Raw genomic sequence first — 22,963 nt, 5'->3', positions numbered from 1 at the left:
AAAACTAAAATCAAATCGACAATCTGATGGGTGAGAATTCAAAAAATATTCTAGTAATTGGCTACGGTAATGACTTGCGTAGTGATGATGCTGTGGGGCAAAAAGTAGCTAATGCGATCGCCTCTGAGGAATTACCTGATGTAACATCGCTGTGCGTCCATCAACTCACACCCGAACTAGCTGCATTTTTGGCAACAGCCGACCTAGCAATTTTTATTGATGCCTGTTATGCAAGTATCTGCGAGAATGTACGAGTACAAGCGATCGCACCTACCAATTCTACTGCGATCGGCGGACATACAGGCGATCCGCAATCGCTACTAGCCCTGACGCAAGCGCTTTACAATCGAGTTCCGAATGCTTGGTGGGTAACGATACCAGGAACGAACTTTGAATTAAGCGATCGCCTTTCACCCATTGCTGAACGAGGTATTCAGATAGCACTGGAACAAATTTACCATTTGATGAAATTAGGCAAGGTAGAACTATGCATGAAGTTGGAATGATGCAAAACGTTCTCGAAACTGCTGTAGAACGTGCAAAACATGAAGGCGCGAGCCATATTCGCCTGTTGCAAATGCGAGTCGGTGAGGCATCTGGGGTAGTACCAGAGTCTTTACAACTGGCGTTTGATGTGGTGAAAAAGGAGACAATAGCTGAAGATGCTAGACTTCAGGTGGAATCCGTGCCAGTCGTCTGTTATTGCCCCAATTGCACTACTGAATTTCATCCCACCGATTTACTCTACGAATGTCCCGAATGTCACCAACCATATTGTGAGGTACGACAGGGCAAAGAGTTTGAACTGGCATTTTTAGAAGTTTCCTAGTCGATCGCTAGCTTCACAAATTACCATTCATCAACCATCAACCAATTCACCCCGTAAAACTAAAACAGCTTGTCCTCCTAATAAAACGCGATCGCCTTGACAACTAACTTTAACAACTCCACCTCTAGCAGAAGCTTGATAGGCGAGAAAATTATCTTTCCCCAAGCGATCGCGCCAGTAGGGTGCAAGGCAACAATGCGCCGAACCCGTCACCGGATCTTCATCAATTCCGACATTAGGCGCAAAGTAGCGAGAGACAAAATCATACTCTGAAGTTGTCGCCTGAGCGGTAACGATTACGCCTTGTACGGGCAAGGTTTTCAGTAAACTAAAATCTGGCTGAAGATTTCTGACAATCTCCTCCGAATCTAATTCCACTAAATAATTTCTATTCGTCTCACCTACATACTTTGGTTTGGTTCCCAAAGCTTTAATCAAATCGGCAGGTATTTCCGATGCAGCAGAGACTTGCATGGGAAAGTCTAACTCGATCCATTCTCCTATCCGTTTTGCCGTCAGCAAGCCGCTGAGAGTGTGAAATCGAGCTGTTTCCTCCGGCTGCAAATAACCCTGTTTCCACAGTACATGAGCGCTAGCTAGGGTAGCATGACCGCACAGAGGAACTTCTGTAGCAGGGGTAAACCACCGCAAATTGTAGCTACCATTGTCTTGCCGGAGTAAAAAAGCCGTCTCCGATAAATTCATCTCCTTAGCGACATTTTGCATCCAACCATCATCTCTCGGTTGCGGCAAAACGCATACAGCAGCAGGATTTCCTGCAAAAGGTTTATTTGTAAAAGCATCGACCTGAAAAATTTCTTGTCCCATTTCAGTTATCAGTTATCGGTTATCAGTTGTCATCGGGGCGGGTTTAGCCAGCAGATTCACGGCTCAAACCATCATCTTCGCTTCATACCCGCCCGTACAGTTATCAGTTGTCAGTGTAAAAATGCTACATGTAATTTTCTACCTAGATTACACCGCTCATTTTATGACCGAGAGGGAAAGATGCGATCGCACAGCTTGAACTGATTTCTCTTCTTTTTTGTACTATGCTAGTTCCACTACTCGTTGTTTTCTTTACACAGTTTTGAGTTTGTTTGCAAGATAGGACGACGCAACGATTAATACCCCTCCAACCCACTGTGTAAAGCTAGGTTGCTCGCCGAGCGCCAAAATAGCACTTGCTACACCAAAAATAGGAATGAGGGCAACGTAAAACGCAGCTTGACTTACAGGCACATTCTGCAACGCAATCAAATAGAGTAAGAACGCTAAAGCATACTGCATGATGCCCGAAATAACTGCAAGTAACCAAAATTGTAGTGAAATGCCTGCTGCGCTCACTTCATAGCTCGAATTGAGAATTGATAGTACGCTAAAACACGATACAGTTACAAGCAAACCAACCAACTGCTGTGATGCGGTGAGCTGTAAAGGATTTGCTGTTGCAATCTGCTTCTTGCTCAGAAGAACATAGAATACTGCGAAGACCGTACCGAGTAGCACGAGTAGATCGCCGACAAGTGAAGCACGATCTGCGCCCTGAGCGTCTTTTAACATTAACAGAGACACCCCTATAAAACTAATGCTAGCGAGTAGCAATTTTGCTCGTGTGAGTTTCTCACCTAAGAAAACTGCTGCAAATAAGATGGTAAGAATTACCTCGGATGAACCAATTAATGTTGCGTTGCTGGCAGTCGTCATCTTTACGCCAAAGGTTCCAACCATGTAGGCTAAAGCAGGTTCAAAAATCCCTGCAAAGCCTTGTTTAAGATGACTCCAAGTGAATGGCAGTTGACGATCTTTGAAATAACACACTGTGGCAAGAAATGTAACGCTGGCAATCAGTTGAATAATCAGTAGAGTCGTCGCTGTAATTTCTGAAAGGGCAATTTTTGTCAGAGTTACTCCTACTCCCCAGCAAAAGGCGTAGCTTAGAGCAAGGATTACTGTTTTCATTGTTTTAGGATTTGACAGTATTTTTGTTCGACTGGACAGCGATCGCCTGGGCAGACTTCCTCTTCACACAAGCGGCAGATAGTAAAGGCTTGCAGCTCGTTCGTCGTCATGGCTGTCAGCATTTTTTCTAAAAGTGCGGTCAGTTGCTGGCGCTCGTTCGGCGTTAAAGAGTTAATGGCAATTTGCACTTGTTGTCGCCGCTCTAACAAAATGGCTTTCCGTCGTTCAGACCCCGTATCTGTAAGAAATAAAGCCAACGTTCGACCATTTGCTCCCGATCGCCGCTCGACAAGACCTTCCTTTTCTAAGCGATCGATCAGGCGAACGGTTCCAGGATGTGAAAGATTCAATATTTGTCGCAGTTGATTAATTGACAGTCCTGGTTCTGCACCCAACGTCACTAGAGCAGCTGGGGTTTCGCCGCCATAGCCAGCGCTGTTGGTAACAACCGCATTGAAGGCATCCATGACGCTAAGTGCAAGCGCACCTAAAAGATTTGACGTTCTTTCGTCATCCATAGAACATTTGCACCACGAGAATCTTTCCCTTTTATGTATGCATCATACATATTTTTAAGTTGAATGTAAAGAGAAGCAAAATAGTAGGGGCGCACAGCTGTGCGCCCCTACATCTCACTGTCCTATGGCAAAAGCGGCTGAGATGACATATCGCTCAAATTGGCAGATTGTAAAAGCCCGTTCCAATTTGCTTTGAGAGCAGCATTGTCCGGCTGTTGTAATCGCTGTTCGGCTATGGTGGCGATCGCGTCGTACCATAAACCTTGTTGAGCGTAGAGATCGAGTCTTTGTTCGGGTGTGGCTGTTTTGAGTTGCGATCGCATCGTAGCGGTTGGCGATACGCGCTGTACCCATCCTTCGACCGAATCTTTGATCGCAATAGGGGAATCTTGGCGATCGCAACTGGCTGCTATTTCCGTTTTCAAAAACCAGTGATAGTTCTGATTTAGCTTGAGTGGCGGTTGAGTAGATGGTAAACGCACACCGATGATTCCTGGTTTAGCTGGTAGTTCGACAGCAGAACGATAGACATCGTTATCGCGATCGTCTTGCAAGACGAATTCTACAGAACGGAGCGAAGGGCTGGCAGCGGGAATGTAAAACCAGAAGGTGGGATGCTCGGCGATCGTCTGTCCCCAAACATAGGTTGCTTTACCCGTGCCTACAGTCCTTTCTACGGCAGGTGCTAGCGCCGTTAACGGCAGCTTGAAGCCGCAGTCTCTTCCTCGTCCGGCTGCGCCTCTAGTTCGTCCGGTGGGAGTACCGGAGGCGGGAAAGGGCGGCGGCGTGTAACGGGGTTGAGCGCTGACTTGCTGGTGAGTGTGATTTTGACTGTTATTGTGGGTGGCGATCGCTGCTGTGGGTACGAGCAGTGTGAGGGCGATCGCTGCTGTGGCTGCAAGCTTGTGCATTATCTCACCTCAATCTATCTTTAGTGTAGGTTTCAGCGGTAGATTGCTGCTATCGGGCAAAGAACGTTTGACGACCGCAATTCTGCCTCCCGTCACGACTAAAGCCAACGCCGCAGGGACTAAAGGCAACCAGCCACCTTGAAGTAGTAATATCCAACTCGCTCCATATAGAGCTGCAATTGTCAAGCAAACACTCAGTCCCAATCGCACGGGAGAACGCCAGCACCAAACAACAACTCCTCCCACCAACGACCAAGCCCAAATCCAGATAATTTCACCCCAGAGAGGCAAAACCCACAGTGGTGTTCGTCCGTCCAAAACAGCACTGAGGAGTTGACTTACCATCTGAGCTTGTAAATAAATACCTGGAATTTGTTTTTGTAGCCCCTGTCTGCCAATGCTGTAGGGTGTAGACCACGCATCACCAGTACTAGGAGCCGCTAGACCGATCAGTACAATCCGGTTGTTGAGGGTGCGGGCGAGATGAGGCGGAATGCGATCGCTCAGGATATCTCCTAGCGTCACTGCTACGGCAATATCATCTACAGAGTCAAAGGGACGGTAATTGAGCAACAGTTGATAGCCTTTAGTATCGATTCTTTGATAGCCGCCCGTGTGGAAAGGTTGCAAGCGCGGAAAAACGACATTACCGAGTTGTAAGTTACCATTGGGCGTGAATCGAGTTTCAATTCCTTTCGCTGCCAAATATTGATGGGCGAGTTGAAAACTGAGCGCGGTATTAGCACTACAACGGGATGTGAGTGGCGGCTCGAAATTGAGCAAATGGCGGCGCACGATATTATCATCTGGATCGGCAATGACATCGCTAAAACCTATCCGTTCTGGAGCGACTTCTGGCGGGGGTTGAACGCCACGCGGATCGAATTCTGGATCGCTGACTTTACAAATAGCAAAAAGGCGATCGCTATTTTGGAGTCTTGACTTCAGGCTAGGTAATTTCTCGACTGGAAAATCGCGATAGATATCCAAACCGATGACTTGCGGATGTAGTTGTTCTAGTTTTTGCAACAGTTTTTCCAATGCCAAATCTGACAGAGATCCTTTTCTCTGTTTCTGTTCTGGTAGCTGCAAATCTTCCTCAGTCACCGTCACAATTAACAGGCGCGGATCGGCTTTTTCTATAGGACGCAGCCGCATCAATTGGTCAAAAGCTTGCAATTCTATAGGTTGGAATAATCCTAATAACCGCATTCCTACCACCGCCGCCGTGACAATGGTGCTGGTGAAGAAGACGCGCCGCAGAGAAAGCCGTTGTCGTGGTGGACGTAGACGTTGCATCCACTGTTGCCAAGTCGGAGGAATTTCGGCAAGATTTTGATAAATGACTGGTAGCCAGCTAGCAGCAGGATATTCACTTTCCCATCCCTGGAGTCTTTCCCTTGCCTCTCGTACCGATAAATAGAGAGACTTCCCCCCAGCAAAAGCCTGGAGAAAACTCTTCAAAAATTCTTGCGCCACGCGATCCGGTACGGGTTCGCGCATGAATACTACTTGGGGAATGTGCAAACTTGCCAAGTCCCGCGCCAAACCCAAGCCATCGCAAGAGTTAAAAATGGCTACGCTCAAACCATTTTCTACCGCAGTTTGTAAAGCGTGTTTGAGATCGGCAATAGTTAAACTTTCCGTTTGATTTAAATAAATTCTGCCTGTAACTTCATTCTGAGAGGCAGTTGTTTGACTGGCACTATGTCCGGCAAAAAATAAAATATCCCATCCTTGGGTAGACCATAACTGACGGTCTAACTCTTGACGTGACGGCTCAACCAAAAACTTGACATCTGCTCCTGGCAGGGTTTCGAGCAGGTTACGGTCTGCTTGAATGTCAATTCCGGCACTACTACCTAAAATCGCTAAAATTCTGATTTGAGTGCGAGAGGATGTCGTTTTCAGCGCAATTTCTTCGTAAGCGGGGGTACTCAGGGCAATTTCTGCTTGAGGATAGCGAGCGAATAGATCGCAGCGATGCCAGGGTAGTCGCTGTAATAGTAAATCTTCAGTTTGCAAAATGACTCGAATTGCATCCGCAGGCATTAATTTTTCTAAGAACTTATCCCTTAAAGCAAGAAATGATGGGGAGGAAAGCCAGTTGCTCAGGCTGCGGCTGAGGGATTCTGCGGCATTGTAACAGTCTTCTAAGACACAAACATTCGTGATTTGGACGGCAGCGGCTTCCAGACGCGATCGCAAACCTAAGCTGTAGTAAGCCGATTGCCATTTTCTGTAGAGTTGTGGAATTTCCGGCTGAGGTGGTAATCTGCCAGCAAGTTCTACGGCGGGGCGATCGCCATCCTCACCAATTTGCAGCGTGACAGGAAATCCCTGCTCAAAGCTACCTTCGCCAAACTTCAGGACAACTAACTTACCCACGATCTATCACCTGTAGGCACGTCATTTTAAGTTGTAAGTCGTAAGTCGTAACTCAAATGATAAAGTGTTCGGTGATGCCAACATCCCCCAGAGCTACTTTAACGCTAAATCTTTCTCCGGTAGTACCGCTAAATTGCAACTGAATGTAATTATCGGCGCGTCTGGCTTTAGCTTCCAAGAAAACTGAACCAGATTCATCCAAAACGATTAGCTGTAGCGACGGTGGTAAAAATGTCTCTCTCCCCGTCGGATGCACTTGTACGATCAGATCGGTTTTCTGCTCTGATGCAGGACGCAGTTCCATGACCAAAGCGACTGCATGACCAGCTAGCTGCATCCCTAAGTCAATTAACTTTGCCCGTCTGACAAAATTTTCAGGACGATCCACTTCATTTGTATTCAGTTCTTCTGTTTTACGAAAGCTAAAGGCTAAATTTTGTTCGGCTGGATTTAACAGCGAGACGACAGTTTGCCAGCCGGGTTCAAACGTATTTTGGAACCACTGTCTCAAGTTAACCGTACTCGTGGGAGGATTTGCGTTAGCGAAGCTTAACGAAGTTATCGCGCTCAAGTCTTGCAAGTGGGACAATAGATCTTCCGGCGATCGCAACTGGTTAACGGTCAACTGTTCTTGGGTAACTTGGTGGACAAAACCCAGAATATCGACCTGTTTTTCTACTTCATCCAAACGCACGACAACATAACCGATCCGATCTTCCCAAACCTCCGGTGGCACGTAACAGGTAGAAGCATCAGTGGCGATCGCCCGACATTCTAGGCGACCCAAACCCAATACCTCCAAGTCCGCTGCATCCACACACGCACGCATGAAAGGATTCCAACTATCGCACCCACTCCAATTCACCGGAATGCCCATCATTTCTAAATAATCGCGGACGGCACACACAGCCAAGGTATTCAGTCGCACTTGCTCTGCTTTTTGTAACGTTGGTTGCTGCTGGCTGAACTGCCAAGCAATGCTATTTGCGGCTTGAGTAATTGGTAACGGAAGGGAACGATCGTTTGCTCGTGCTTGATAATTCATGATAGGTATCCTCTAAATACCCTTGCGATTCGCCGAATTTACGCAATCGTGGTAGGCATTGTCGCCGATAGAAACTACTCAGTGTCGAAACAGACAGCTTGTATTGCGCTGCTAAATCTTCCCAGCTTGTCTCTGGTGGCAGCCTTTGTAACAATAAAACTTGGCAATTCACTTTTGGATAACCTTGAATATAAGTACGGCGGAGGTCGCCATCAGGATCGATTTGAATCCACTTTCGTGTCGTTTCCAAAATTGGTGGGACATCGGGCGGAGCTTCCAAGGCTTCAATCGCGTCTTTCCCTAGCTCGTCAACAGAATAGACTTGTCTAGTTGTCGAGTTATTGGTAGTCTTTCTTTGCAGGTATAAGTCTTGCAGCCGTCGCCGCAAATATGCATTTAGCCAAGTCGTGACACTACTACGACTGGGATCGTAGCGATCGCCTGTCGTAGCTTCACACAGGTTACGGCAGAAATACAGCCAGGTTTGTTGTAAGGCATCCTCGTAATCGAGAGTATTTTCTTTCCACAGCTTGCCAGACTTGGCAATCGAGCGGACAATTCTAGTTAAACCTCGCTGGCGATCGAGACTACCGATCTTCTGCTGACAAGTTTCTACGACCAATTGACGCAGACTCACCTCAAATTCTTCCATAACAGTATTTTTTATTTGTCTCTCCAGCAGGGGTATGTTTATTTTCGAGGAAAAATTCTTCAAAATCACTACCGCGCTGCTTGTTGTCTCACCTCCTAGAAATAGCGTGTTTCCTCCGCTATCTACTTATCAGCGGTATAGAAGAAAATTATGCAGGTGAGTTTTATTAAGTTATGTAAGTAAAACAAGAAAAATGTCACGCATCAGCGAAGCGAAGCGACGAAGGAGCGTTAGACGCGAAGGCGCAAAGTGTGGGTATTCTCTACTCATGAGGGAGAATGAGATCGCAAAAGAGATTGTTGATGGGGCATACAAGATTCACACGACTCTGGGACCAGGGTTGTTGGAATCTGTATACGAGACTGTTTTGGCTTATGAGTTGGAACGCCGAGGATTAGGTGTCGTGCGACAGCAAGCCATACCTGTAGTATATGAAAGCGTTAGGTTAGAAGAAGGCTTTCGTGCTGACATCATAGTTGCTAGCAAAGTCATTATCGAAATCAAATCTGTAGAAATGCTGGCTCCAGTCCATAAAAAACAACTCCTAACCTATTTGCGGCTTACAAACAAAAAACTAGGCTTACTCATCAACTTTGGGTCTGCACTCATCAAAGACGGAATCCATCGCATTGCTAACGGACTCTAAACGCGAAAACCCTTCCCATCTTTGCGCCTTTGCGCCTAACGCCCTATCGGGCTTCGCTTCGCTGATGCGTGACATTAATCCGGCAACTTATACTGCCCCACGATCCGCTTAGCAAACTCCGGTACATGCGCTTCCAACTTCTCTAAATAATTCCGCTTTACATACAAATAATTCCGCGTAAAGTGAGAATCAATCGAGAATCGTGCATATTCCAACCCTTTCGGACCAATTCTTTCAATGACTACACCCATTAACTTCGCCGCCCACATGGGCAGAGTCACCGCTTTGTCATAAGCAGGTATACTCTGTTGTACTGCTTGATGGCGATCGCCCTGCGATATGACTGGTTGTAGCTCTAATTTATCTTGCACCAAATCCAGCATTTCGCGACCGCGATCGTTGCGGACAACAATCCACTGCCAACCAAAGGTAGCACCCATGTAACCGACAACCAAATCGGCAAGGGAGTTGACGTAATCAAAGCAACTCATGCAAGAAGGTGCAAATACATCCTTCAACTGGTTTGTCTTTAAACCAAAGAAAGGCACTGTCTCCACCGAACCATCTTCGTGTTTGAAGTGAACGCGGAAATCTTGCATGAATTCGTAATGTACTACCGTATCGGGCGATTTACTAGTCGTTTCTAAGAACTTTTGCAATCCTGCACGAGTGACGTTATCCACGCAAGGAGTTCCCAAAACATACAGCTTTTCTAAGCCGAGTTGTTTTTCTACTGCCCGCAATGCTTGTATTTGACAACCGACACCAATAACTAACAGTCGTTTCATGCCTGACTGTTCTATTTGTTCTAGCACCGATAAGTTAGGCGACAGCGTAGGTTTATTTACCCGTGCGGCTAAAATTTCCTCTGGGGTACGGGCAATAATTGGCATCGGTTGAAAGCGGTCTTCTTTGGTATTCTGGACGCAGACTACGCCTTCGACAATGCCGCGATTTAGCATTTCGATTGCAATGGTACTAACAATACCCGTCCATTGCGCCCCTGGAATCGGTTCTTTTTTCCGCGCCGCTGTCATCGAGTGATGCACGCCGAAGTAAAGTTCGTCTGGATTGTCTAAATTACGGCTGCGATCGTGCGTTTGAGTTTCTAGTTGGTCAAATTGCTGGTTTAGGAATGCACAGGCTTCCTTGACATAGTGGATGTAATATGTGTCGCACAGACCGCACTCGCTACAAAGTTCTTTGGCTGGGCGACGGCTGCCAGGTTTGAGGGCTTTAGCTTTCTTATGGTCGGTAGGATGAAGGGCGGTCATAAGTCATAAAACTTTGTTTTTTATACCTTTTCACACAATACCGCTTTCAGCCAAAATATTTTAGTATGTGGTGACAAAAGGTAGAATTTGCACCTTTTAAATCGTAGTTTCCTCAGTTTCCTGAGAATTGTCTCCAAAGCATAATAAACGAATTGCAAGCACGGCAAAACCCACAGCCGCGATCGCCTTGACGAATTTTACAGGTAGCAACTGAGCTGCACCCGCACCCGCTAAAACTCCCAGCAAACTTGTCAATATCAAAGCGCTAGCTGTGCCAAAAAAGACAGCCCGTGGGGATTTACAACCACCACTGAGGGCGATCGCTGCTAGTTGGCTTTTGTCTCCCAATTCTGAGAGAAATACAGTTACAAAAGTGATTCCTAGTAGTTTCCAGTCCATGAAGTTGAGGGGTGAGGAGTGAGGAGTGAGGAGTGAGGGCATCTTTATCAGTCCCTCTAGATCGCCCTTAAAAGGGAATTTCTCTCTTGTTCCCCCCTTTTTAATGGGGGCTAGGGGGGATCTCCTACGAAAGTAAAATATCTCCTACTAAGGCGATCGCGATCAGTAGTAAACTCGTACCTGCGGCAATTTCTAACTTTCTAGGTGATAGGTGTTTTGCTAACCACTGTCCTAAGAGTACGCCTAGTAAACTGGTCGTAATTAACGCTGCGGCTGCACCTACGAAGACAATCCAGGGTGATTGAGACTCTGCACTCATCAAGAGCGTGGAAAGTTGGGTCTTATCGCCGCATTCTGCCAAGAATATTGTTAAAAATGTCGAGGCGTATATTGCCCACCAAGACTCTCTATGTTTTTGCTGTTGTAAAGGGCGATCGCTAACACTGACAACAGGCTGGCTGCTGTGTGTTTCCAAAACCTGTTTCTCCAGTGCTGTTATTTGGTCAGACAAGCTAGATCGCTGAGGGGGTGCAGATTCCAGTTTCACAGGCAGTTCAGCTCAATACGCGACATCTTTCATATTTCTTTCATTTTCTGCTACATCGTAACAAAAATCAACCCCCGTCTGAGGGGCTGAGGGAGAGAAGAGAGCTGAGGGAGCTGAGGGAGAGTCGCCCAGCTGAGGAGATAAAATAACTAACTGGTCACTGGTCAGGAGTCACTGGTCAGGAGTCACTGTCACCCCACACCCCACACCCTATCAACTCACCACTCACGACTCACTTCCCTACTAAATCGCACCATTTCCAGGCTGCGATCGCCATAAACGCCGGAAATCTGTTGCTCGCAGCACTCGATTGCAAAATCGTTGACTTCTTCCGGCTCGATGCCGTACATATCTAAGAATATTTCTGGCTCGACTCGGCAAAAGCGAGGACGGTTGGGGTAGATTTTGCATTCTCGCCTTAAATGGTCGTAATTGATACACCAACCACCTTCACCTACCATGCTGAGATAGAGTGCTAACTCTTCTGGTGTCAAATACTCTGCTATGTCTGGGCGTTCTTCTGGGTCGAGATGACAGCAAGCGCCACACTGTTTTACACATTTCCAAGTTGCCATTTCCAAGTCGCCATAATATTCAGATTGGGTGATGATAGAGTTCCCGCTACTCAAGCTTAGCAATTTTGGTTTCTCCATCACTAAAATGAGAGCAGCAAGGGTTTATTTGTGGTTTGTTATAGATTTGTTAAGTTAATTAAATCCGGTAATTCTCCTCTAGGTAAAATAAGGTGCGGATTTTTATGTAAGAAATCGACGTTAATATAGACAAACTGGGAGGAGAGATAAATCTTATGTCTGGAATTTTTGATGCGATCGGTAGTTTTCAGTGGGAAACTCTGTTTCAACTAGTAAGCGTTGCCCTGATCATGCTAGCTGGTCCAGCAGTTATTTTTGTCCTTGCCTTTCGCAACGGCGATCTCTAAAACTCATACGATATACCATCAATGGATAAGGGAGGGAGTAGCTTTGAGCTATTTTCCCTCTTTTGGTTTATTTGGATGAAAAGAAAAGTTACAAAAATTAATTCGGTGGTAACTCTAAGGGAACTGTCCCCAAAGTTCCTTTGCGAAAATCTATCAGTATCTGTCTTGCCGTGCGTTCCAAGTCACCGCGATCGCGTTTTGCCGATAACTCATAGACAAATTCTTCTCCTGTCATGCCCAACGAATCGATTTTGTAACGAGATAGGGGATTGTCAGGCATGAGTTCGGGAGCAGTTGCCATTAAATCTTGCAGCAAATCGATAAAGATAACAGCCACTTGGTAAGAATCGTAGGCAGCATCACCAATATCATCGCAGATAGCTAACTTAATTGCTGCTGCTTGGTCTTCTAGCTTAGTGGGAATTACCCCAGGTGCATCTAATAATTCGACGCGATCGGAAATTCTGACCCAGCGCAACTGGCGCGTTACCCCAGGACGAGCCTCACTGACAACAATCCGCCGCTTCAATAGCCGATTGATCAGCGCTGACTTACCCACATTCGGAAATCCAATCGCCGCTGCCCGCACGGGACGGGCTAACAAGCCACGATTTTTGCGGCGTTGATTAATCTCATCACCTGCTCTTTGCGCTACCTGCAATACTTGTCCTACACCGTTACCATCTTTAGCATTGGTAAAGTAAACTGTTTCTCCCCGTGTCTTAAACCACTGCTGCCACAACTGCCGCACCGCAGGGGGAATTGCATCGACGCGGTTGAGGATTAATACTCGTGTTTTATTGCCTACCCACTCTGGCACGCGCGGATGGTGGGTCGCTAGTGGAATCCGTGCGTCCCGTACCTCCAATACCACATCAACCAACTTCAGTTGTTCGGCAAGCGCTTTTTCTGCTTTGGCAATGTGACCTGGATACCATTGGATTTCGTTTGTCATTTGTCATTAGTCATTGGTCATTTGTTAATGGTTAATGGTCGATCGTCAATAGTTAACAGCAATTAACAATTAACAATTAACCATCAACAACTAGGGGACAACTAAAACCGGACAGGGAGATAAATTAATTACGCGGTTGGTGACGCTTTCGGTGACTCCTTCTTCTGTCAACCCGAGTCCTCGGCATCCCATGACAATTAAGTTAGCACCAACTTCGTCGGCTACATCACAGATAACAAATGCAGGCTTGCCCTGCCGCTCGAATGCCTCTGTTTGAATGCCTTGCTGCTTGAAGACGGACTGAGCATCTTCGAGAAGTCGGGCTACGACATCAGGCGATTCCATGCCCTCGTCAGCCTCCTCCGATCCTTCTACTACCGATAGCAGTATTAGACGACTACCATACTTTTGCACGATTTCAACCACGACTCCTACGGCTTCTTGTGTTTCGCGGCTACGATCGATCGGAAACAGAACAGTCTTAAACATTTGTGGTAACTCCGATACCCATGCTTCGGTAAAATGTGGACGGCGCTAAATGATGGACTAAACCAAAAAGGCAATTAGGAGGTTGACGCTGTGTCCAAAAAAACTCTAGCAAATTTATCCTCGTCAGATTTATCTGGGAAGCGGGCGTTAGTACGGGTAGATTTTAACGTACCGCTAGACGACCAAGGCAATATCACCGATGATACCCGCATTCGTGCTGCACTGCCGACAATTCAAGATTTAATTAAAAAGGGTGCTAAAGTCATCCTGGCTAGTCACTTCGGTCGTCCCAAAGGTGTAGATGATAAATTGCGTCTGACTCCCGTTGCTAAGCGCCTTTCCGAATTACTCGGTCAAGAGGTTATCAAGTGCGACGATTGTATCGGTGATGAGGTTGCTGGCAAAGTTGCAGAAATGCAAAATGGTCAGGTGTTACTGTTGGAAAACGTTCGCTTCTATCCCGAGGAAGAAAAGAATAATCCAGAATTTGCTCAAAAGTTAGCTGCAAATGCGGACTTGTACGTAAATGATGCTTTTGGTACGGCTCACCGCGCCCATGCTTCAACCGAGGGCGTAACTCACTACCTCAGCCCTTCGGTAGCGGGTTATTTGATTGAAAAAGAACTTCAGTATCTCCAAAGTGCGATCGAAAATCCTCAGCGTCCCCTAGCGGCAATTATTGGTGGCTCGAAAGTCTCTAGTAAGATTGGCGTAATCGAAACGCTGTTGGACAAGTGCGATAAGCTGCTGTTGGGTGGTGGGATGATTTTCACCTTCTACAAAGCACGGGGTTTGAATGTTGGTAAGTCGCTGGTGGAAGAAGACAAGCTAGAACTGGCTAAATCTTTAGAAGCTAAGGCAAAAGAACGTGGTGTCGATTTGCTGTTACCTACAGATGTGGTGGTCGCAGATAAATTTGCTGCTGATGCCAACGCTCAGACCGTCAGTGTGGATAATATTCCATCTGATGGTATGGGTTTGGATATTGGTCCAGATTCGGTCAAGACGTTCCAATCAGCACTGGCTGAGTGCAAGTCGGTGATTTGGAATGGTCCGATGGGTGTATTTGAGTTTGACAAGTTTGCTGTAGGCACAGAAGCGATCGCTCGTACTCTTGCCGATCTCACCAAGCAAGGCGTAACTTCCATCATTGGTGGTGGTGACTCTGTAGCAGCGGTGGAAAAAGTCGGTGTAGCCGAGCAAATGAGCCACATTTCAACTGGCGGCGGCGCAAGCTTGGAGTTACTTGAAGGTAAGGAACTGCCCGGTATTGCTGCTTTGGATGATGCCTGATTCGGGAACTGAGAGGAGATCCGCAGTTGAAGAAGCGAGATCTCGATCCCCCCTAACCCCCCTTAAAAAGGGGGGAATTTAAAGCCCCCTTCTTAAGGGGGTTGGGGGATCTCAACTGCGTAACTTCTGCAACTATAAATTCTTCCTTATTCTCGGTACGGGCGGGTTTGCCAGCAAAACTGTTTGTTTTTTACAAATCTCTGCAAAAAACCCGCCCCTACAATTCCGGGACGGGCGGGTTTGCCAGCAAACGTATTTGTTACTTGACATATATGCTGCAAAAAAACCGCTCCTACTTGATTTATATTGGACGTTTGTTTTATATTTATTTATATCAAACGTTCGATCTAATGTAGAGTCAAATTAATTGTCCCGATGCCCAAGATTGTAGACCACGACCAATATCGTAAAGAACTGTTGCTCAAGAGTTTCGATCTATTTGCCGAAAGAGGCTACGGTTCGATCACCATGCGACAGTTAGCTCAAGGGTTGGGTGTGTCTACAGGGACGCTTTATCATTACTTTCCCAGCAAACAAGCCTTATTTCTTCAGTTGGTAGAAGAACTAGACAGACAAGACTTGCTCAACTTCTTGGCGGAGGCGGGAAATCCACCCACCTTAACAGAGCGAATTGAAACTATGTTCAATTTTGTGGCTAAAAATGAAGATGATTTTTGCAAGCAAGTTTTACTTTGGGTGGAATTCTACCAGCAGGAAAAAGCGGAATTGAGCAGAAATAATGCTTTTCACAGCTCTTGGGATAAGACTACGCAAGCAATCGCCGACTATTTGCAAGTACCAGATAAAGCGATCGCGGATTTTGTCCTGAACTATCTTTACGGTTTATTAATGCGAGGAATATTTGAAACTGAAACAATTTCCTATCCAGAACAAGCAACCTTACTCAGCAAAATTCTCGTAGCATACCTAAAATAATCAGTTACCAATTACCCATTACCCATTACCAACTACCAATGACCAATGAAATTTTAAAACCTTCAAATCGCTGGATAGCTGGGTTAATTCTGACGGCAACTGCCATAACAGGTGCAACTGGCTTTTATGTCGTTTCTCAATCTTCTCAGCCTTCTCCTCCTGTGGCAACAACTCCCCCAGTAACGCAAGTTACAGCTTTGGGACGACTAGAACCAGAAACAGAAGCAATCCGCTTATTTGCCCCATCGGCATTGGATGGCGATCGCGTAGACCAATTATTAGTTAAAGAAGGCGATCGCGTCAAAGCAGGACAAACTATTGCAATTTTAGATTCTTGCGATCGCTTGCAAAATGCTTTGGCACAAGCACGCGAACAAGTCAGAGTTGCCCAAGCTAAGTTAGCACAGGTGAGAGCAGGGGCAAAAACAGGAGAAATTAAGGCGCAAGAAGCGACTATTGCCCGGATACAAGCAGAAATTGCTGGAGAAACGTCAACTCAAAATGCTACTATTGCTCGCTATCAAGCAGAAGTCAACAACGCCCTAGCGGAGTATAATCGTTTTTTACAATTATATCGTCAAGGTGCGATCTCTGCATCGAACATAGATAGCAGGCGATTAACCCTAGAAACCGCACAAGCACAGTTAAAGGAAGCACTTTCGGGGAAAAACCGCACGGTGGAAACTTTACAGGCTCAACTACAAGAAGCCAAAGCTACCCTGAATCAGATTGCCGAGGTGCGTCCGGTAGATGTAAATGCAGCCCAAACAGAAGTAGATACTGCGATCGCCGCTGTGAAAACATCTGAAACGCAGCTACAAGAAGCCTATATTCGCGCCCCTATGTCTGGGCAAATTCTCAAGATTCGCACGCGAGAAGGAGAAAAAATTAGCGATTCGGGCATTGTAGAAATGGGACAAACGGCTCAAATGGTTGCTGTCGCTGAAGTTTATCAAACTGATATCGGTAAAGTTAAGTTGGGACAGCCAGCCGTCATTACTAGTCAAGCAATTTCAGGACAGTTGCGTGGTAAGGTTTCCCAAATCGGTTTACAGGTCGATCGCCAAAATGTGTTTAGCAACCAGCCTGGAGAAAATCTAGATCGGCGCATAGTCGAAGTTAAAATTCGCCTCAGTCCAGAAGCTAGTCAACAGGTAGCTGGGTTGACGAATTTACAGGTAGAAACAGCAATTCAATTATAGATTTTGTTTGTTGCAAAGCATAACGCATGTTCGGTATAAATAATTTCATTCCATTGATGTTGAACCACCAAACAAGATCTGTAGGGGCGGGTTTAGCCAAGATCTTGCCATCGCACCAGGGAGAGAATGCAAAACCCGCCCTTCCCACGAGCCGGATTTGAACCAAGATCTTGTCATCGCGCCAGAGTTCGATCGCAAAATCCCTTCCACACAACAGATTATATTTCACGCGCAAACGAAGGAGAAATTGAGATGGTGCAAGTTTTGTATTTGACACTTTGTATATTAGGCACTGCTTTAGCCTTCTCTGAAATTTTACCTTTTCTATTCGAGCAAGGATTCAACCCTCAAATCTTTGTACAACAGCTATTTACTAACAAAATTTCAGCCTTATTTGGTTGGGATGTCATTGTGGCGGAATTAGTTCTATGGGCATTTATTTTATGGGAAGGTTCGCGATTGAGAATGAAATATTTATGGGTTTATTTCGCAAGTAGCTTAATTGGCGTTTCTACAGGTTTACCCTTCTTTCTTCTCATGCGACAAAGGCATCTTATTCAGAATTCACAATAAATTATCGGAACGAATTAAATTGACTGCGACAAAGGCAAGGGCGGGTTTAGCAAGAAAATCTATTTTGAACTAAACATATCGATAAACCCGCCCCTACAAGTAATGGGCGTATACCATCAATTACCAATTACCAATTACCAATTACCAACCAAAACTATGAAATGGCTAAAAAAAATTCCCCTCGCATGGCATCAATTAATGAAAGAAAAGACACGCTTGTTAGTGGCGATCGCGGGAATTGGTTTTGCGGATATGCTCATCTTTATTCAGTTAGGTTTCAATGACTCTCTTTACGACAGTGCGACACAGACACAAAGCTTATTACAAGCAGATTTAGTAATGATTAATCGGCAATTTGAATCGCTGTCTACGCTACAAAGCTTTTCAAGAGAAAGATTATATCAAACATTGGCATACAATGGCGTGTCTTCTGTTAGTTCAATTTATATTGGGAGAGGAGAATGGAAAAATCCCACAACGCGAATTGACAGAACTATTTTAATTTGGGGTATCGATCCGAATGCGCCTAGCTTTGCCGTACCAGAAATTCAACAAAATGCGAAGCGATTGCAACTTTTAAATACTGCTTTATTCGATCGCGCTTCTCGTCCCGAATATGGTGCGATCGCAGAGACAGTAGAAAAGCAAGGCAGTGTAGAAGTACAATTAAATCAGCAAAATATTCGTACAGTAGGCTTATTTAGAATTGGCGCATCTTTTGCTGCTGATGGTAATGCGATCGTTAGCGATTCAAGTTTTCTAAAACTACTACCCGATCGCAAATCGAATCAAATTGAAATTGGATTAATTCAACTCAAACCGGGGATAAATTCAGAAAGCGTCAAAGCACAATTAACAGCAAATCTTTCAAATGATGTTAGGGTGATGACACCACAAGAATTTGCAGAGGTAGAAAAGTATTACTGGGAAAGCCAAGGTGCGATTGGATTTATTTTTGGACTTGGTGTGGTTGTCGGTATCATTGTTGGCATAGTGATAGTTTATCAAATTCTTTACACTGATGTTGCCAATCACTTACCAGAATACGCCACGCTTAAAGCAATGGGGTATAGCGATCGCTACTTATTAGGTGTTTTGATTCAGGAATCACTGATATTAGCAATTTTGGGATATATTCCAGGTTTTCTGATTTCTTTAGGATTATATCAAATTGCCGCTGCTGCAATTTTAATGCCTATTGGCATGAAGATAGAACGCGCAATCTTTGTATTAGCAATTACGTTTGTTATGTGTAGCATATCTGGAGCAGTCGCAATGCAAAAACTTCGTTCTGCCGATCCTGCTGATGTTTTTTAGTCATTTATCATTTGTTATTCACCGTTAACTAAACAATGAATATTACAGCTCCACTCCCGACTCCCGACTCCCGACTCTCGACTCCCGTTATTTCTATCCAAAATCTCAACCACTACTTCGGACAAGGCGAACTAAAAAAACAAGTTTTATTTGATATTAATTTGGAGATTATGCCTGGAGAAATTATTATTATGACCGGACCTTCTGGTTCTGGTAAGACAACTTTATTAAGCCTGATGGGAGGGTTGCGATCGGCTCAAGAAGGTAGTTTGAAAATACTCGGACAGGAAATTCGTGGGGCAAACAAAAAACTATTAACTCGGTTACGCTGCCAAATTGGATATATCTTTCAAGCACACAATCTGATGTCATTTCTGACTGCGAAACAAAACGTAAGAATGTCTTTAGAATTGCACGATCGCTATCTTGCTGAAGATTTAAACGCTAAAGCCACAGCCATGCTAGAAAGCGTTGGTTTGGGACATCGAGTTGATTATTATCCAGAAAACCTCTCAGGAGGACAAAAACAACGAGTGGCGATCGCTCGTGCGTTAGTGAGTCATCCTAAAATTGTGTTAGCAGACGAACCCACAGCCGCACTTGATAAAAAATCTGGGCGTGATGTGGTGGAGATTATGCAGCGTTTGGCAAAGGAACAAGGTTGTACTATCCTGCTTGTCACCCACGATAACCGCATTCTCGACATCGCCGATCGCATTGTTTACATGGAAGATGGTTGTTTAGCCAATAATCCGAATTCAGCTGTCTTGGGTGAGTAGATATATATGGAGTCACTACCCAGGAGCATCAAAAGTGGATAATCTATACGCTGCTAATATCTGCCAAACGCCTAAAGCTTGGGCAAATACTAAAACTTGGCAGGAAACTTGTAGCAAATCTAACGCAGACACGCAAACCAGTCACAACGATTTGCTGATTCCATCGGCAATTGTCATATTACCAATATTTATGCTCGTATCAATACTCGTTACTAGAAAGTTACGCCGACACTATCATCGTCAGCAGCAGAGAAATAGAGCATTTGCCCGTTTGCAAAAAGTTGCACTGCTAGAGCGGATGTTATCTATTAAGGTTAAGTAGTTAATGATACATGTGATGAGCTTGACAATCTGGCTAGACTCACTAGCAAATACGTAGTATAAATAAAGTATTTGAATTAATTAATTTATCAAAGTCAGGCGCGATCGCATCTACAACTCGATATTTCTACAACTCAATATTTCTACTAATAGCTTAGCCATGACCCGAAAGAGCGAAGATGAAGATAAACATCTGTTCGAGATGGGTCTTGTCTACGGAGCTATTTTAGGATGTCTGGGTTTAATCGGGTTAATTATGTTCTCTGAGCCAAGATTAATTATTGCATGTTTAATCTTTTCAATTTGGATTCTAGTTATATCGTTAATTTAGAAATTTCTATTAGAGAGCAGGGAGTAGGGAGTAGGGAGCGGGGAGCAGAGGGGCAGGGAGCAGAGGAAGCTTCAGGGGCTTCAGGAGCAAGAAATGTCTTCACGCAGTGTAGCGGAGCGTTTACTGTCTTCACGCAGTGTAGCGCCAGCGTCTACTGTCAACCATCAACCACCAATTATCCATTACCCATTACCCATTACCAATTTCTTAACAATCTTAAGCCACTCAAAGTCACAATGACAGTCGATCCTTCATGACCAATTACGCCAATTGGCAGATTCATGTTGCCAGTAAAATTAGCAATGAGTAGTAACACGATAAAGCTGAGAGCAAAGGTAATATTTTGTTTGATAATTCTTTGCGATCGACGACCTAAATGAATTGCTACTACTAATTTTTCTAAACGATCTGCCATCAAAACAAGATCGGCGGTTTCTAAAGCAACATCGCTACCAGTCACGCCCATAGCAATACCTACCGATGCTTGAGCTAAGGCTGGTGCGTCGTTGATGCCATCTCCTACCATAGCTACAGTTTGATATTGGCTTTGAAGCTGACGAATAACTGTGACTTTATCTTCGGGTAATAATTCAGCATAAACGCGATCGATTCCGACAGATCGAGCAATGCGCTCGGCTGTACGCTGATTATCGCCCGTTAGGACGATCGTTTCCTCAATTCCTAATTGTTTCAGGTGCTTGATGACTTCAGCAGCTTTGGGACGTAGAGTGTCGGCTACAGCCACAATCCCGATGATTTCACTTTCTCGTGCTACCCAGATGACGGTTTTGCCTTCAGCTTCGAGGTATTGGGATAGTTCGGGAGTCGGTAGGGGCGAGTTTAGAAACCCGCCCGTACGGGAGTCGGGAGTTGTAGGGGCGGGTTTTGACCAAAAATCGTAGGCTTGAATTGTCAAGCTATCTGCTAAACCCGCCCGTACAGAAGAGTTATTCGTTAAATCCAAATTTTGAATTTTGAATTTTGAATTTTGAATTAAAAAATCAAATTTTCCTACTAGGACTTGCTGTTGACGAACTTCGCCAATAATTCCTTGTCCTGGGTGAGAATATACGCCAACGGCAGGGACGATCGCAATTTGTTTTTGTTGGGCAGCGGTGACGATCGCTTGTCCGATAGGATGTTCGGAATAGGCTTCTAAAGCAGCAGCAATTTGTAAAACTTCATCGACTGAATGCCCAGTGGTAGGGATAACTTCTGTGACTGCTAATTTACCCGTGGTGAGAGTTCCAGTTTTATCAAATGCGATCGCTCGCACTTTTCCCATCATTTCTAACTGCGCCCCACTTTTAAATAAAATTCCCTGTCTTGCACCGTTAGCAATTCCTGATAGTGGGACTTTAAAACTTTCTAAGCCCAAATATAGCCGAACTTAGCTCTGTGAGAGGCAAATACATCAACATGCTCATTAAGCCAGCGGACCAAACGAAACTCGACTGCGGTGCGGAATGCCTCCAATGCTTCGGCAAAGGTTTGTAAGGGTTTGGTTGCCCAACGTCTGCGGAATCCGCCGGTCAACTGATGCCAAAGGATGAAGGTGTAAGCGATGAACACTAAAACCCAATGACGCTTCATACTCAGAGCATCCCGAACTTGATACTCACTCAAACCCAACCAGCCCTTGGCTTCTCGATAGAAGACCTCCACCCAGTTGCGAGCAGAATATGTTTGAGCTACCCAAGCCGCACTGACTTGGTTGTCAGAGGCATTGGTGAGAAAGTAATCCACCTCCGTCGCTTGCTCGAAACTAGAGGCATTGAGTTGAATCGCCAGCCAGCGAGTGCCTTCGAGCTTCGGAACGTGAACTGGTAACAGCGCCACCCAAACTGTCCGGGGCTGCTCCAGATTGAGTTGCACAGGTGTGAACTGCTCCACTGCCAAGGTTTGAGCAATAGCTTCTAATCCCTGCTTACGAGCAGACTCATCACCTGATGTTTGAGCAGTAACTTGGCGGTTTTTGGCGATTGCTGCCACGTAAGTTAGGTTTCTCGACTCCAACTGCTTGAGAAAAGGCGTGTTATTACCGTAGCCTGCATCAATTACAGTCACACCCGGTCGATAACCGCGCTTCAAGCATTGGTCAACCAAGTCTAGAGCCAGGTCAGGTTTTTTCTGGAAGTTGGGGTCTGCCTTGCCTTGCTCGAATAAACTTGCGTGTTGATAGAGTGCAACATCTAACGGCAGACGTCGCACTCCATCATACAAGTAGGTAGTCAGCAGCACAATACCATTGTCAGTCTTGCCAATCTCCCCAATGTACTGCCGTCCTACCCCATCAGTAGCCGCACCACTTTTGCGATGTCCCGAATCATCTACAATCAATGTGAAACCTTGACTCGGGGTCGTCTGGCGACACTGGTGCATCACCTCCAACCGCCGATTATTTAGCTTGACTTCATCCCAAGGGGCATTGTTGAGAAAATGTCTGAGGCTGTTGTAGGAGCCATCTACTGTATTTGTGACCAGTTGGCTCAGGTTTTTGCGCTGACTCTCACCCAGCAGTCCCCCTAGATAAACACGAAATTCCTGCCGCTGCTTCTGACGCGAAAATACATCATCAAACCGACGACACCAGTTCTCAAAGCACTGCGGCATCGCTGCTGGTACTTGATCTTTCACCTTACGTTGCTCCTGTCGA

25 protein-coding genes and 1 pseudogene are annotated in these 22,963 nt (G+C 45.4%); 11 read left to right on the top strand and 15 right to left on the bottom strand.

Annotated elements, in window-relative coordinates; translation table 11 throughout:
• Nucleotides 1–26: 26 nt before the first annotated feature.
• Complete coding sequence (locus tag N4J56_RS06150; RefSeq protein ID WP_317105656.1) at nt 27–506, top strand: hydrogenase maturation protease; 480 nt, start codon at nt 27–29, stop codon at nt 504–506.
• A complete protein-coding gene (gene hypA, locus N4J56_RS06145) occupies nt 488–829 on the top strand; it encodes a hydrogenase maturation nickel metallochaperone HypA (protein ID WP_192154059.1) in 342 nt (113 codons plus the stop codon). Before N4J56_RS06150 ends, hypA begins: the two co-directional genes overlap by 19 nt.
• 30 nt (nt 830–859) lie before the next feature.
• Here hypA and N4J56_RS06140 read toward each other — a convergent pair whose 3' ends face one another.
• The 7 genes from N4J56_RS06140 to N4J56_RS06110 all read right to left on the bottom strand — a co-directional run bounded on the left by N4J56_RS06140 (nt 860) and on the right by N4J56_RS06110 (nt 8,305).
• Nucleotides 860–1,657 carry a PhzF family phenazine biosynthesis protein gene (locus N4J56_RS06140; protein WP_317105655.1) on the bottom strand — a complete coding sequence of 266 codons (798 nt, stop codon included), beginning with the start codon at nt 1,655–1,657 and terminating at the stop codon, nt 860–862.
• 252 nt (nt 1,658–1,909) lie between these two features.
• Entirely contained in the window at nt 1,910–2,791 is an 882-nt protein-coding gene (locus N4J56_RS06135) for a DMT family transporter (RefSeq protein WP_317105654.1), read from the bottom strand.
• Entirely contained in the window at nt 2,788–3,309 is a 522-nt protein-coding gene (locus N4J56_RS06130; RefSeq protein ID WP_317105653.1) for a MarR family winged helix-turn-helix transcriptional regulator, read from the bottom strand. Before N4J56_RS06130 ends, N4J56_RS06135 begins: the two co-directional genes overlap by 4 nt.
• Nucleotides 3,310–3,431: 122 nt before the next feature.
• On the bottom strand, nt 3,432–4,220 hold the full coding sequence (locus tag N4J56_RS06125; protein ID WP_317105652.1) for a DUF928 domain-containing protein: 789 nt from the start codon (nt 4,218–4,220) through the stop codon (nt 3,432–3,434).
• A gap of 9 nt (nt 4,221–4,229) precedes the next feature.
• Complete coding sequence (locus N4J56_RS06120) at nt 4,230–6,608, bottom strand: CHASE2 domain-containing protein (protein ID WP_317105651.1); 2,379 nt, start codon at nt 6,606–6,608, stop codon at nt 4,230–4,232.
• Between the two features lie 52 nt (nt 6,609–6,660).
• Complete coding sequence (locus tag N4J56_RS06115) at nt 6,661–7,653, bottom strand: DUF1822 family protein (RefSeq protein ID WP_317105650.1); 993 nt, start codon at nt 7,651–7,653, stop codon at nt 6,661–6,663.
• Complete coding sequence (locus N4J56_RS06110; RefSeq protein ID WP_317105649.1) at nt 7,589–8,305, bottom strand: sigma-70 family RNA polymerase sigma factor; 717 nt, start codon at nt 8,303–8,305, stop codon at nt 7,589–7,591. The genes N4J56_RS06115 and N4J56_RS06110 overlap by 65 nt, the downstream gene beginning before the upstream one ends.
• 268 nt (nt 8,306–8,573) lie before the next feature.
• Between N4J56_RS06110 and N4J56_RS06105 the strand changes: the two genes are divergently transcribed.
• Nucleotides 8,574–8,951, top strand: coding sequence for a GxxExxY protein (locus N4J56_RS06105; protein ID WP_410500435.1), 378 nt, complete (start codon nt 8,574–8,576; stop codon nt 8,949–8,951).
• 74 nt (nt 8,952–9,025) lie between these two features.
• On the opposite strand, the gene N4J56_RS06100 is transcribed toward N4J56_RS06105, so the two are convergent.
• The 4 genes from N4J56_RS06100 to N4J56_RS06085 form a co-directional block, all read right to left on the bottom strand.
• A complete protein-coding gene (locus tag N4J56_RS06100) occupies nt 9,026–10,225 on the bottom strand; it encodes a Coenzyme F420 hydrogenase/dehydrogenase, beta subunit C-terminal domain (RefSeq protein WP_317105646.1) in 1,200 nt (399 codons plus the stop codon).
• A 96-nt stretch (nt 10,226–10,321) separates the two neighbouring features.
• Entirely contained in the window at nt 10,322–10,624 is a 303-nt protein-coding gene (locus tag N4J56_RS06095; RefSeq protein ID WP_106169557.1) for a TMEM165/GDT1 family protein, read from the bottom strand.
• A 124-nt stretch (nt 10,625–10,748) separates the two neighbouring features.
• Nucleotides 10,749–11,171, bottom strand: a complete 423-nt coding sequence (locus tag N4J56_RS06090; RefSeq protein ID WP_317105644.1) for a TMEM165/GDT1 family protein — start codon at nt 11,169–11,171, stop codon at nt 10,749–10,751.
• A gap of 218 nt (nt 11,172–11,389) precedes the next feature.
• Nucleotides 11,390–11,746 carry a YkgJ family cysteine cluster protein gene (locus tag N4J56_RS06085; RefSeq protein ID WP_410500434.1) on the bottom strand — a complete coding sequence of 119 codons (357 nt, stop codon included), beginning with the start codon at nt 11,744–11,746 and terminating at the stop codon, nt 11,390–11,392.
• 242 nt (nt 11,747–11,988) lie between these two features.
• On the opposite strand from N4J56_RS06085, the gene psb30 reads away from it, so the two are divergent.
• Nucleotides 11,989–12,111, top strand: a complete 123-nt coding sequence (gene psb30, locus N4J56_RS06080) for a photosystem II reaction center protein Ycf12/Psb30 (protein WP_039717506.1) — start codon at nt 11,989–11,991, stop codon at nt 12,109–12,111.
• Nucleotides 12,112–12,208: 97 nt separating this feature from the next.
• On the opposite strand, the gene ylqF is transcribed toward psb30, so the two are convergent.
• Together ylqF and N4J56_RS06070 are read right to left on the bottom strand one after the other, a co-directional pair.
• Nucleotides 12,209–13,066 (bottom strand): ribosome biogenesis GTPase YlqF, encoded by an 858-nt coding sequence (ylqF, locus tag N4J56_RS06075; protein WP_317105642.1) that lies wholly within the window; start codon nt 13,064–13,066, stop codon nt 12,209–12,211.
• Nucleotides 13,067–13,156: 90 nt separating this feature from the next.
• Nucleotides 13,157–13,555 (bottom strand): universal stress protein, encoded by a 399-nt coding sequence (locus N4J56_RS06070; protein ID WP_106169644.1) that lies wholly within the window; start codon nt 13,553–13,555, stop codon nt 13,157–13,159.
• Nucleotides 13,556–13,645: 90 nt separating this feature from the next.
• Between N4J56_RS06070 and N4J56_RS06065 the strand changes: the two genes are divergently transcribed.
• From N4J56_RS06065 to N4J56_RS06035, 7 genes are all read left to right on the top strand, one after another.
• Nucleotides 13,646–14,848: a phosphoglycerate kinase gene (locus tag N4J56_RS06065; protein WP_317105641.1), complete on the top strand. Its 1,203-nt coding sequence runs from the start codon at nt 13,646–13,648 to the stop codon at nt 14,846–14,848.
• 375 nt (nt 14,849–15,223) lie between these two features.
• Nucleotides 15,224–15,784 (top strand): TetR/AcrR family transcriptional regulator, encoded by a 561-nt coding sequence (locus N4J56_RS06060; protein WP_317105640.1) that lies wholly within the window; start codon nt 15,224–15,226, stop codon nt 15,782–15,784.
• Nucleotides 15,785–15,822: 38 nt separating this feature from the next.
• Nucleotides 15,823–16,986: an ABC exporter membrane fusion protein gene (locus N4J56_RS06055; protein ID WP_317105639.1), complete on the top strand. Its 1,164-nt coding sequence runs from the start codon at nt 15,823–15,825 to the stop codon at nt 16,984–16,986.
• A 252-nt stretch (nt 16,987–17,238) separates the two neighbouring features.
• Nucleotides 17,239–17,559 carry a DUF2834 domain-containing protein gene (locus N4J56_RS06050; RefSeq protein ID WP_317105638.1) on the top strand — a complete coding sequence of 107 codons (321 nt, stop codon included), beginning with the start codon at nt 17,239–17,241 and terminating at the stop codon, nt 17,557–17,559.
• 156 nt (nt 17,560–17,715) lie between these two features.
• Nucleotides 17,716–18,876, top strand: a complete 1,161-nt coding sequence (gene devC, locus N4J56_RS06045; protein WP_410500433.1) for an ABC transporter permease DevC — start codon at nt 17,716–17,718, stop codon at nt 18,874–18,876.
• Between the two features lie 35 nt (nt 18,877–18,911).
• A complete protein-coding gene (locus N4J56_RS06040; RefSeq protein WP_317105636.1) occupies nt 18,912–19,655 on the top strand; it encodes a DevA family ABC transporter ATP-binding protein in 744 nt (247 codons plus the stop codon).
• A 34-nt stretch (nt 19,656–19,689) separates the two neighbouring features.
• Entirely contained in the window at nt 19,690–19,977 is a 288-nt protein-coding gene (locus N4J56_RS06035) for a hypothetical protein (protein WP_317105635.1), read from the top strand.
• Between the two features lie 526 nt (nt 19,978–20,503).
• Here the strand turns inward: N4J56_RS06035 and N4J56_RS06030 are convergent.
• Nucleotides 20,504–21,607 (bottom strand): annotated as a pseudogene (locus N4J56_RS06030) (HAD-IC family P-type ATPase); the annotation flags it as partial.
• A gap of 68 nt (nt 21,608–21,675) precedes the next feature.
• Complete coding sequence (locus N4J56_RS06025) at nt 21,676–22,944, bottom strand: IS701 family transposase (RefSeq protein WP_317104593.1); 1,269 nt, start codon at nt 22,942–22,944, stop codon at nt 21,676–21,678.
• Nucleotides 22,945–22,963 lie beyond the last annotated feature (19 nt).

Origin of the sequence: Chroococcidiopsis sp. SAG 2025, assembly GCF_032860985.1 — a bacterium.
In the GTDB taxonomy this organism is placed as follows: domain Bacteria; phylum Cyanobacteriota; class Cyanobacteriia; order Cyanobacteriales; family Chroococcidiopsidaceae; genus Chroococcidiopsis.
This window is presented reverse-complemented; position numbering and strand designations above follow the sequence as displayed.